Raw genomic sequence first — 12,536 nt, 5'->3', positions numbered from 1 at the left:
ACCCGCCCCACGGCCTTCCGGCGGAGTCCGCGTTAAGGGAGTGCAAGTTTCTGGTGCAACCAGGGGTGGTGGGTGGGCGGGGCTCATTTCGAGCGCTTACGATCCTCTGCGTGTCCAAACTGACCGACGTGCCCAAACGGATCCTGATCGGCCGGGCGCTGCGCAGCGACAGGCTGGGAGAAACCCTTCTTCCCAAACGCATCGCGCTCCCCGTCTTCGCATCCGACCCGCTTTCCTCGGTGGCGTACGCGCCGGGAGAAGTCCTGCTGGTCCTCTCCATCGCGGGTGTGTCGGCGTACCACTTCAGCCCATGGATCGCGGCCGCCGTCGTGGTCCTGATGTTCACGGTCGTCGCCTCGTACCGGCAGAACGTCCACGCCTATCCCAGCGGCGGCGGGGACTACGAGGTGGCCAACACCAACCTCGGCCCGAAGGCCGGCCTCACCGTCGCCAGCGCGCTCCTCGTCGACTACGTGCTCACGGTGGCCGTATCCATCTCCTCCGGAGTCGAGAACCTCGGTTCGGCCATTCCCTTCGTCGTCGAACACAAGGTCTTCTCCGCCATAGCGATAATCCTCGTCCTCACCCTCATGAACCTGCGGGGTGTGAGGGAATCGGGGAAGCTCTTCGCGATTCCCACCTATGTCTTCGTCGTCGGCGTGTTCATCATGATCGCGTGGGGCGCGTTCCGGGGAATCGTCCTCGACGACACGATGAAGGCGCCGACCGCCGACTTCGAGATCCGGCCGGAACACGAGGGTCTCGCGGGCTTCGCCCTGATCTTCCTGCTCCTGCGCGCCTTCTCCTCCGGCTGTGCCGCGCTCACCGGCGTCGAGGCGATCAGCAACGGCGTCCCCGCCTTCCGCAAGCCCAAGAGCAGGAACGCCGCGACCACCCTCGCCCTCATGGGCGGCCTGGCCGTGACGATGTTCTGCGGCATCATCGGCCTGGCCATGGCCACCGACGTCAAGATGGCCGAGCAGCCGGCCCACGACCTGGTCCGCGACGGTGTGCCGGTCGGCGAGGGCTACGTACAGAACCCGGTCATCTCGCAGGTCGCGGCAGCCGTCTTCGGTGACGGCACGTTCTTCTTCGTGCTGCTGGCCGCGGCCACCGCGCTCGTCCTGTTCCTCGCGGCGAACACCGCGTACAACGGCTTCCCGCTCCTCGGCTCGATCCTCGCCCAGGACCGCTACCTGCCGCGCCAGCTGCACACGCGCGGCGACCGGCTCGCGTTCTCCAACGGCATCGTGCTCCTCGCCGGCGCCGCCATGCTGCTGGTGTGGATGTACGGGGCGGACTCCACCAAGCTGATCCAGCTCTACATCGTCGGCGTGTTCGTCTCCTTCACGCTCAGCCAGACCGGCATGGTGCGGCACTGGAACCGCCACCTGCGCACCGAACGCGACCCGGCACGCCGCCGCCGCATGGTCCGCTCCCGGGCGATCAACACCTTCGGCGCCTTCTTCACCGGCCTGGTCCTGGTCGTCGTCCTGGCGACGAAGTTCACCCACGGCGCCTGGGTCGCCCTGCTCGGCATGGTCATCTTCTACGGGACGATGACCGCGATCCGTAAGCACTACGACCGGGTCGCCGATGAGATCGCGGCCCCCGACGAGCCGAGCGACGACACCGTCCGCCCGTCCCGCGTCCACTCCATCGTGCTGGTCTCCAAGGTCCACCGGCCGACGCTGCGGGCCGTCGCGTACGCCAAGCTGATGCGCTCCGACAAGCTGGAGGCGCTCAGCATCAACGTCGACCCCGCCGAGACCAAGGCGCTCAGGGAGGAGTGGGAGCGGCGCGGGATCAACGTCCCGCTGAAGATCCTCGACTCCCCGTACCGGGAGGTCACCCGGCCCGTCATCGAGTACGTCAAGAACATCCGCCGTGAGAGCCCGCGCGACGCCGTCAGCGTGATCATCCCCGAGTACGTCGTCGGCCACTGGTACGAGCACCTGCTGCACAACCAGAGCGCGCTGCGCCTCAAGGGCCGGCTGCTGTTCACCCCGGGTGTGATGGTCACCTCGGTGCCGTACCAGCTCCAGTCCTCCGAGCTCGCCAAGCGGCGGGCGAAGAAGCGCCAGGAGTGGAACGCGCCCGGTTCGGTGCGCCGCGGCCCCGCCGTGGAACGTCCCAAGGAGCCGACGGCGAAGAGCTGACCCCTACGGCACGTAGACTGGAGGGCTGCCGCCTCCTGGCAGCCCCCTCTCATCCCTTGGAGTCACCCCTTCATGCAGAACGCACCCGAGTCCTCCCTCGTCGGGGCGGAGTACGAGGTCGAGGTCGGCCCCGTCGCGCATGGCGGCCACTGCATCGCCCGCACCGACGAGGGCCGCGTGCTCTTCGTCCGGCACGCGCTGCCCGGCGAGAAGGTCGTCGTGCGCGTCACGGAGGGCAACGAGGACTCCCGCTTCCTGCGCGCCGACGCCGTACGCGTCCTGGACGCCTCCAAGGACCGGGTCGAGGCGCCCTGCCCGTACGCCGGACCCGGCAAGTGCGGCGGCTGCGACTGGCAGCACGCCAAGCCCGGCGCCCAGCGCCGGCTGAAGGGCGAGGTCGTCGCCGAGCAGCTGAAGCGGCTCGCCGGCCTGACGCCCGAGGAGGCCGGCTGGGACGGCACGGTCGTGCCCGCCGAGGGCGACAAGGTCCCGGCGGGCCAGGTCCCGGCCTGGCGCACGCGCGTTCAGTACGCCGTGGACGCCGACGGGCACGCGGGGCTGCGCAAGCACCGCTCGCACGAGGTCCAGCCGATCGACCGGTGCCTGATCGCGGCGCCGGGCGTCAGCGAGCTGGGCGTCGAGCAGCGCGACTGGTCGGGCATGGAGTCGGTCGACGCCATCGCCGCCACCGGTTCGCAGGACCGCCAGGTCGTCCTCACCCCGCGCCCGGGCGCCCGCCTCCCGCTGGTGGAGCTCGACAGGCCGGCCTCGGTGCTGCGGGTCGCCGAGGACGGGGGAGTGCACCGCGTGCACGGGCGCCCCTTCGTACGGGAGCGCGCCGACGACCGCACGTACCGCGTCGGCAACGGCGGCTTCTGGCAGGTCCACCCCCAGGCGGCCGACACCCTGGTGCGGGCCGTCATGCAGGGCCTGCTGCCCCGCAAGGGCGACACGGCCCTGGACCTCTACTGCGGCGCGGGCCTCTTCGCGGGCGCCCTCGCCGACCGGGTGGGCGACAAGGGCGCGGTCCTCGGCATCGAGTCGGGCAAGCGCGCGGTGGAGGACGCCCGGCACAACCTCCAGCACTTCGACCGGGTCCGCATCGAGCAGGGCAAGGTCGAGCAGGCCCTCCCGCGCACCGGCATCACCGAGGTGGACCTCGTCGTCCTGGACCCGCCGCGCGCGGGCGCGGGCAAGCAGACGGTCAAGCACCTGGCCGGCCTGAGCGCCCGCCGCATCGCCTACGTCGCCTGCGACCCGGCCGCCCTGGCCCGCGACCTCGCCTACTTCGCTGAAGCCGGCTACCGCGTCCGCACGTTGCGGGCCTTCGACCTGTTCCCGATGACGCACCACGTGGAGTGTGTCGCGATCCTTGAACCGGCCGCAAAGGGCTCCTGACCTGCGGTTTTGTGCGTGCGCATTATGTGCGTTGTGGGCGTTACGGGCGATATCTTGACGCTGAATTGACGCTCGTGACGCTCATTTGACGCTCGTTCTGATGGGGTGTCAGGGGGGCGGTGCGGCCCAGACAGCCTCGTCAGCGCGGCTGCGGGGCCCCTACAGCAGCGGCTGTGTGCTTGCTGCATGAGCAGCGGCCAGACTCATCGCCATGCCCACCGGCTGAAGTGGATGTCTGCCCTTCGCGGTTTGCCTCCCTCCCGGGAGCTTCGCCGCAATTGGGCAGCCCCAGATGCGATTCGTGGCAGAGCTTGCCCTTCCCAGCGCGATCACTGGGTTTTCCGCTGGTCAGATGCGGAGTCGGTCGTCAGGTGCAAGTTCGGTTCCTTCTCCCGGTGTCAGTCCCGGCCTCTAAGATTCCTTCTGCGGGGGCAGCCCCGTGTTCCTGATCGCGGCGGCAGGGTCACGGCAGGCACAAACGTGCGCAGCAAATACAGGCGGGGAGTCGCATGCTGGAAGGTCGGTGGACGACGGTCACCGAGTCCGAGCACGAGCACGAGCGCCGCGGCCTGGAGGCGATCCGCAGGCGCCTGCCTGACGAGGAGCCGTGGCGTGCTTGGTCGAACTTCACGTTCACCGCGAACAGCGGGCATGTCCGCGAGGTCGATCTTCTGGTGACCGCACCGGCCGGGGTCTTCCTCCTCGAGCTGAAGGACTGGCACGGTTCGGTACACGGCGGCGGCAACGACTGGGTGCAGACCACGCCCGGCGGGACCCAGCGGCGACACGGCAACCCCCTGCACCTGGCGAATCGGAAGGCCAAGGAACTGGCCGGCCTGATCAACGACGTCTCCGGTCGGCCCGGGGACCGGCCGAAGATCTGGGTGGGCGAGGCGGTCTGCTTCACCGATGACAAGCTCCGTGTGAACCTGCCGGCCGCCGATCTGAATGGCGTCTTCACGGTCAAGCAGCTCGTGGAAATGCTGGCCGAGCCGCCGGGTGACGCCCGGCGCCGGATAACGGCTGAGACGTCTCGCCGCGTCGACGGGGCCCTGAAGAAGCTCGGCATCGCGCCGATCCGCCGCCAGCATGAGGTGGGCTCCTATCTTCTGGATGCGAAGGCGTTCGACTCCGGGCCCACCTGGGCCGACTACTTGGGCCGTCACTCCCAGCTGCATGATCTGGCGCGAGTGCGCGTCTTCCTCAGCGAGCGCGGTGCTTCGGACGCCGAGCGGCGTTCGGTGGAGCAGGCCGCTGCCCGCGAGGCGCTGGTGCTCAGCCGGTTCCGGCACCCGGGTGCGGTACAGCTGAAGAGTTACCTGCCGTCAGGGCATCCGGCTGGGCCGACGATCCTGTTCGACTACCACCCGGAGACTCTGCGGCTGGACGACTTTCTGGTGCAGCACGGGAAGCAGCTGGACCTGCGGGGTCGCCTTGCGCTCGTACGGCAGCTCGCGGAGACGGTGCGCTCCGCGCACTCACGCCGTTTCCATCACCGCACGCTGTCGGCGCACGCGGTGCACATCATTCCGCGTGATCGCGGCCCGCGCGGGCGGGAGCTCAGCGAGGAGCAGCGCTGGTTGAGCCCTTGGCCGCAGATCGCGGACTGGCAGATCGCTACAGGCCAGAGCGCCAGCCGTGGCCGGCCACTGACCTTGGCTCCTACAAATGTGTCCGGGTTCCACGTCTCGGAGCAGGCTGATCCGTATCTGGCGCCGGAGCTGAGGATTCCCAAGGCCGATCCGGTGCGCCTCGATGTGTACGGGCTCGGCGTCCTCACGTATCTGCTGGTCACCGGGCAGGCACCAGGCGCAAGCCAGAGCGAGGTCATGGCCCGCCTGGAAGCCGGTGAGAGTCTGCGCCCGAGTGCCTTGGTCGACGGACTCAACCCGGACATCGACGACCTGGTGGAGGCATCCACCGCGTACGAACCGGGTCGGCGCCTGTCCACGGTCGACGACTTCCTGGAGATGCTGGAGTACGTCGAGCAGGCATTCACCGAAAAGGACTCCGTCGGCTCGGCCACAGCCGCAGGCACGGGCGGGGACGGCGGGTCGGGATCGGAAGCGGACGAGGATCGGGGCGAGCCGGAGAAGGACCCGCTGGAGGCCGTGGCCGGGGATGTACTGGCCGGGCGCTGGGAGGTTGTTCGCCGGCTCGGCACGGGCTCGACCTCTCGGGCGTTCCTGGTGAGGGATCTCGCGGGTGAGCCGCGGCGTAGCGGCACCCTGCCGGTAGCTGTGCTGAAGGTCGCGCTGAGCGAAGCCAAGCACGCGGTCCTCGACCGGGAGGCCCAGATCTTGGGCCGCATCCACCGGGATTCCAGCATCATCGCGCTGTACGAGCGGGAGCCGATGACTCTCGCGGGACGTAGGGTGCTCGCTCTCGAATACGTCGGCGACAGCCGAGAGCTGAAGGACCAGGACCGTGGTGACGGGAAGGGACCGAGGCGGCGTGAGGACACCGTCGCCCGACAGCTGCGGGACAACGGCCGCCTGGGCATGGACCAGCTGGAGGCGTACGGGAAGTACCTGTTCGGCGCGGTGGAGCACTTGGAGGCGGAAGGAATCTGGCATCGGGACCTGAAGCCGGACAACATCGCAATCCGGATCCGTCCCAACGGCACTCGACAGCTGGTGCTGATCGACTTCTCGCTCGCCGGCTACCCGGCGAAGGAGATCGATGCGGGCACCGAGGGCTACCTCGACCCGTTCTTGGGCATCATCACGCGCGGCTCGTACGACGGCCATGCCGAGCGGTATGCGCTCGCGGCGACATTGCACGAGATGGCGTCGAACGAACTGCCCCGATGGGGCGACGGTGCCGTCACAGCCCGGCAGACCGATCCGAAGGAGTGGCCGTACCCGCAGCTCGCCGCCGACGCCTTCGAGCCGGCGGTTCGCGACGGCCTGGTCGCCTTCTTCCGCAAGGCTCTGGCGCGGGACGTGAAGGACCGGTTCTCGGACCTGAAGCCGATGGAGCGTGCCTGGCAGGCGCTCTTCCTGGATGCGCAGCGGACAACAGCTCCGAGCTCCGGGCACGGTATGGCGGAAAGCGCAGGGACCACGCAGGAAGCCCGGGCACAGATCGGACGCGAGGACGACGATGCCGCCGTCGAGCAAGTGCGTGACCAGCAGGCGGCCAGGGCTGACCGTACGACACCTCTGTCCGTGGCAGGTCTGACGCTCTCCGCGCAGTCCCAGCTGTTCGCCATGGGACTGAACACCGTTGGGGACGTACTGGAGTACTCGGCGAGGAAGTTCCTGACTGCGCCGGGCATGGGTTCGCGTACTCGGGAGGAGATCCAGCGTCGGCAGAAGGAGTGGAACCTCCGACTCGGCAAATCGGCCCCCGCGCCACTCAGCGCGGAGGCCCGCAAGGCAGCCGGTCAAGAAATCACCGAGCTGGAACAGGCGGTCGCCGAATCGGTCGCCGCCGGCGGCGGAAGTGTCACTGACCCGCAGTTGCTAGGCGCGCTGAGCCTGGACGCGCTGGCCGCTCGCCTGGTCCCGAAGCCATCCAGCGGCAGTGCCCGCTCCAACGCCAAGGAGCGCGAAGCGGTCCGGCTGCTGCTGCGGCTGCCCAACGAGGCCGGCAAGCTGCCCGAGGGCCTGGCATGGGTACGGCAGCGGGACGTCGCTGACGCGGTGGGCCTGACCGCGGGCCGTATCCCGCAGATCGTGAAGAAGGCGCGCGAGCGCTGGTACGAGGACATCGCCCTTGGGCTGCTGCGCGAGGAGGTGGTGGAGCTCCTTGCTGAGCGCGGACGGGTGGCCCCGGTGATCGAGCTCGCCGACGCGCTGATCGCCCGGCGCGGCACCCAGCACGTGGAGCGGCGCGACCGGCGCGCGCTCGCCCTGTCGCTGCTGCGTGCGGTGGTCGAGCGAGAGAGCTACAACAACGAGGCCCCGCCGCTCTTCCGCTACTTCCATGCCCGTATGCCCAAGGGCGCCGATCCGGTGGTGGGCCTGCTCGCCCTCGATGTCCGGGAGGGCGTGGACGGCCCGGACACGCCGACGCTGCCCGCTCTGCAGGAATACGCGCTCAACCTGGGCGTGCGGGCCGACCGACTCGCGGACCTGGAATCTCTGCCGACGGCCAGCACCGTTCTTACCGAGCTGGACGCGGTGCGACGGCCGCCGGGAAACCTGGGCTGGGACGAGCGGCGCACCGCCGAGATCGCGGTGGCAGCATCCACCCGAGCCGCTCTCACCCCCCGACTGGAGATCTACCCGCGCGACCTGGACCTGGTGCGGGCGCTGAGGATCACCCAGGCCGGTGTGGTCGCCGTGCAGCCGGGCGTCGAGGAGGAGCGACTGCCTGGCCTCACGGTTGACGCCCTGCACAAGCGAGTCACGACCCGCTTCCCTGACCTGGGCACAGACCCGCTGGTGCCACGCGAGTTGCCCACCGGCAGCGCACTGGTCCGCTACCTGAAGCAGGCGGGCTTCGAGCTGAAGCTGGCGACGCGCTACGACAAGGTGCTCCGACTCGTCCCGGACCGTCCGACCGGGGACGCCACAGCCGGCCTGACCTCGGCGAGCTGGGGAGCCTCGGCGGCCCGTCGATCCGCCCCCACCCGGTACGACGCGGACGCGGCCGTCGCAGCCGCGGTCAAGGCCGAACAGCGGCTCAGGCACTCGGCGCGACAGGACGGCTTCCGGGTCCTGACGGTGCCCCACCGGGGTGCTGAGAACGCGGTGCGACATCTGGCGGACGAGCCGTACGGCGTGCGGCCGGTGTCATTGACCGGGCTCTTCGTGAACGAACTGCGCAGTGTGATCGGCGAGGCGGCCAGACCGACCTGGGAGACCGTCCTCAAGGCCGACGCTGCCGAACCCGGAAGCCGGGCTCACCAGCAGCTGCGCATCCGTACAGACAAGGCGTGGGGGCGCATCGAGCCGCAGCTGCGAGAGCGACTGAGGCAGGGGCGGGGACCGCTGCTCCTTACCGACACTGCGGTGCTCGCCCGGTACGACGCGCTGGATCTGCTCGTAAGGCTCGCGGAGGAAGCGCGGCAAGGTGGCAGCCCGCTGTGGCTGCTCGTCGCCCAGTCCGACCCGGCGAAAGCACCGCGGCTGGCCGGGCAGAGCGTGCCGTACCAGGCAGGGTTCGACGAGTGGATCGTCGTGCCCGATGCCTGGGTCGCGCGCAAACACCTCGCACCGGACGCCTGACCCTCTTCACCACCTGAACCGGCCTTCTTCCGCCCTCTCCGATTTCTCCACAGGAGCCGTTCCGTGATCGACCGCAAGAGCCTTCTCGCCGACCTGCAGAAGCAGGTCAAGGCGGCAGAGACCGACCTTGAGCAGCAGGTCAAAGCTGTCCCCGAGGTAGGGACGCGGCTGCGCGGTGAGTATGAGCAGGCCCGGAAGCTGGGCCGTACGGCGGCGACATGGAACGCCTGGCTCGGGGAGCGGATCACCCAGGTTGCGGTTGCCTGGGTCCTCGGCACCGTCTTCGTCCGCTTCAGCGAGGACAACCGGCTGATCGCCGAGCCCTACATCACCGCCCCGGATGTGGCTGGGCGCGAGACGGCGCAGGCGCGGTACGAGGAGTACCTGGAGAAGGACACCGACCCGACGTACCGAGGCTGGCTGGAGGCGGCGTTCGCAGAGCTGGGCGCTGGGCAGGCCGGCCGACTGCTCTTCGACCGCGACCACAACCCGCTCTACCAGATCCCGCTTTCGCACGACGGGGCGGGCGCGCTGCTCGCGTTCTGGCGGGAGCAGCGCGCCAGCGAGAATGAAGCCGACGGCCCGGTGCTTGTGCATGACTTCAGCGACCCGCTGAGAGAGCCCGGCACCGAGGGCTGGAACACCCGGTTCCTCGGCGATCTGTACCAGGACCTTAGCGAGGCAGCCCGCAAGACGTACGCGCTGCTGCAGACGCCGGAGTTCGTGGAGGAGTTCATCCTCGACCGGACGATGACCCCGGCGGTACGGGAGTTCGGGTTCGAGGAACTGAAGATGATCGACCCGACCTGCGGGTCCGGACACTTCGTGCTCGAAGCGTTCCGACGGCTGGTACGGATGTGGGCGGAGCAGCGTCCAGAGGTGGGCTCGTACGAGCGGGTGCGAGCCGCCCTCGACTCGGTGCACGGAGTGGACCTCAACCCTTTCGCGATTGCGATCGCCCGCTTCCGGCTCCTGGTTGCGGCGATGGCCGCAAGCGGCATGCGGACTTTCGAGGAGGCCCAGCACTACGAGTGGCCGATCCAGCTCGCTGTGGGCGACTCCCTCATCAAGGATCGCCAGCTGGAGCTTCAACTGGGGCTTGGCTTTGAGGACGAGGGCGGCGCGGCCGGTGACCCCCTCGCTGAGTTCTCATACGCCACGGAGGACGTGGACGAGTATCCCGGGATCCTGGACGAGGGGCGTTACCACGTAGTAGTGGGTAACCCTCCGTACATCACGGTCAAGGACAAGCAGCTCAACCAGCTGTACCGAGAGCTGTACAGCGCGTGCGCGGGGACGTACGCACTGTCCGTTCCCTTCGCACAGCGGTTCTTCGAACTAGCCAAGCAGGGTGGGGCGGACGGGCACGGCTACGGCATGGTCGGTCAGATCACAGCGAACTCCTTCATGAAGCGTGAATTCGGCACCAAGCTCATCGAGGAGTACTTCGCGCACAAGGTCGAGCTGACGGAGGTTATCGACACCTCAGGGGCGGTCATCCCTGGGCATGGGACGCCGACGGTGATTCTCATCGGGCGACCTAGGGAGGGAGCCAAGCGGCAGGCGACGATCCGCACGGTGCGGAGCGTGCAGGGGGAGCCTTCGGCGCCGGAGGAGGGGAAGGAAGCGGAGGGGCTGGTGTGGCGGGCGATCGTCGAACTGATCGACCGACCGGGGAGTGCGGGCCAGTGGGTTTCAGTGGACGATCTGGAGCGGGGTCGGTATTTCGGCAAGCAGCCGTGGATCCTGGCTGATGGCGGACTTGAGATGGTAGAGACGCTGAATTCCGGATCGCGTGCCCAGCTCCGATCAGCTGCTCAGGAAATTGGCGCTGGTGCGGTAACGCGCGAGGACGACGCATTCATGGTTGGTGCTGGAGCCTTGCGACGTTCAGGCATCACGGACGACGAAGCGCGCCAGCTTGTGGACGGCGGCTCCGTCCGCGATTTCACCATCAGCGGGGCGACGACCTCAGCGTGGCCATATGACGAGAAGACTCTCAAGGCGACGGCATCGCCGGAACTGAGACGCTTCCTGTGGCCGTCCCGCCGTTACCTCATCGACCGTGTCGCCTTCGGTAAGTCACAACTGGAGCGTGGGCTTGCCTGGTTCGAGTACTCCATGTTCTTCAAGAACAGGTATAGGCCGAAGTTCACGATCGCTTTCCCCTTCGTTGCTACGCACAATCACTTCGCGCTGAACCGCGCGCGGCGCGTATTCATCCGCACCGCTCCCGTCGTCGCGCTCAACAAGGGGGCGAGCGAGGAGGAGTATGTGCGGCTGCTCGGGTTGCTCAATAGCTCCACGGCTGGTTTCTGGCTCAAAATGGTTAGTCACGACAAGGGTAGCCAGGGCGTAAACGAGGGCTACAAGTCGCAGGTCTGGGAGCGCTTTTACGAGTTCACCGGTACCAAGCTCCAGGAATTTCCTCTTCCCGCCGAGTACCCCACGGCACTCGCCACCGCCCTCGACACCCTCGCCCAGCAGCTCTCCGCCGCCACCCCTGCCGCCCTCGCAGCCAAGACAACCCCCACTGCCTCCGCCCTCCGCGAAGCCGAAAGTCGTCACGCCTCCCTCCGTGCCCGCATGATCGCCCTCCAGGAGGAGCTGGACTGGCAGGTCTACTCTCTCTACAACCTGCACTCCGAAGACCTGCGTCTCTCTGACCCCGATGCGGTGCCCGAACTTGCCCTCGGCGAGCGAGCCTTCGAGATCGTGCTCGCGCGCCGTGTCGAAGCCGGCGAGGCCAGCGAGGAGTGGTTCAACCGGCACGGATCGGAGCAGATCCGAGAGATCCCCGACCACTGGCCCGCCGACTATCGCGCCCTCGTCCAGAAGCGCATCGACGCCATCGAGTCCAACCGAGCCATCGGCATGGTCGAGCGCCCCGAGTACAAGAGGCGTTGGGCGACCGAGGGTTGGGCCGCGATGCGGCAGAAGGCGTTGAGGACCTGGCTGCTCGACCGGATCGAGGATCGTGCGTATTGGTTTGACGCGAACGGCAACCCGACCGTCATCACTCTCGGCCGCCTCGCTGAAGCGCTCTCCGCGGACGAGGACTTCACGTCTGTTGCCGATCTCTACGCCCCCCAGCAGGATCTCGCTAAGACGGTCCGTGAGCTGCTGTCAGAGGAGCATGTGCCGTTCGTTGCCGCGCTCCGCTACAAGCCCGCCGCGCTGAAGAAGCGGGCGGACTGGGAGCACGTGTGGGACCTCCAGCGCGAGGAGGACGCCGCGCCGGACGAGCTTGCCAAGCGGAAGGTACGTGAGCGGACGCCCGTGCCGCCGAAGTACACCGCGGCAGACTTCCTGAAGCCGAGTTACTGGCGTGCGCGCGGCAAGCTCGATGTACCCAAGGAGCGGTTCGTGTCGTACGGCACGGCCAACGCACAGTCGCCAGACCTGTACGGGTGGGCTGGCTGGGACCACTTGGAGCAGGCCCTCGCGCTCGCCTCCCACATCCAGCAGGCTGGGCTCGGCGAGGACGACCTCGTGCCATACCTGGCCGGGCTGCTTGAGCTGCAGCCGTGGCTGGAGCAGTGGCATGGCGAGTACGACCCGGAGTTCGGTGCATCGCCGGCCGCCGAGATTTTGGCATTCCGGCAACAGAAGCAGGGCGAGCTCGGGCTGACCGACGACGCTCTGCGGGCCTGGCGCCCGGCCGCGGCCACCCGCGGAGGCGCGAAGAAGGCAGCCGCGCCCAAGAGGCGAACGGGAGCGAAGGCCGCCGTCCAGATGTCCGTCACGGACAACGTCACCGATGCCGTCGCCGGCGCAGAGTCCGACTGATCAGGGCGAGGAG

4 protein-coding genes are annotated in these 12,536 nt (G+C 68.4%); all 4 read left to right on the top strand.

From position 1 onward, the window contains the following. The first annotated feature begins 110 nt into the window (after positions 1-110). The 4 genes from IE109_RS25615 to pglX all read left to right on the top strand — a co-directional run bounded on the left by IE109_RS25615 (position 111) and on the right by pglX (position 12,523). Positions 111-2,159 carry an APC family permease gene (locus tag IE109_RS25615; protein WP_189553701.1) on the top strand — a complete coding sequence of 683 codons (2,049 nt, stop codon included), beginning with the start codon at positions 111-113 and terminating at the stop codon, positions 2,157-2,159. A gap of 72 nt (positions 2,160-2,231) precedes the next feature. Beyond that, a complete protein-coding gene (locus tag IE109_RS25610; protein WP_189553700.1) occupies positions 2,232-3,557 on the top strand; it encodes a class I SAM-dependent RNA methyltransferase in 1,326 nt (441 codons plus the stop codon). A gap of 509 nt (positions 3,558-4,066) precedes the next feature. After that, on the top strand, positions 4,067-8,734 hold the full coding sequence (pglW, locus tag IE109_RS25605) for a BREX system serine/threonine kinase PglW (RefSeq protein WP_189553699.1): 4,668 nt from the start codon (positions 4,067-4,069) through the stop codon (positions 8,732-8,734). A 63-nt stretch (positions 8,735-8,797) separates the two neighbouring features. Beyond that, the gene (gene pglX / locus IE109_RS25600; RefSeq protein ID WP_189553698.1) at positions 8,798-12,523 is read left to right on the top strand and encodes a BREX-2 system adenine-specific DNA-methyltransferase PglX; all 3,726 of its coding nucleotides are present in this window, start codon (positions 8,798-8,800) and stop codon (positions 12,521-12,523) included. Positions 12,524-12,536 lie beyond the last annotated feature (13 nt).

Origin of the sequence: Streptomyces lavendofoliae (assembly GCF_014649735.1) — a bacterium.
Lineage (GTDB): Bacteria > Actinomycetota > Actinomycetes > Streptomycetales > Streptomycetaceae > Streptomyces > Streptomyces lavendofoliae.
The sequence above is the reverse complement of the archived record's forward strand: the minus strand, read 5'-3'. Positions and strand labels throughout refer to the sequence as shown.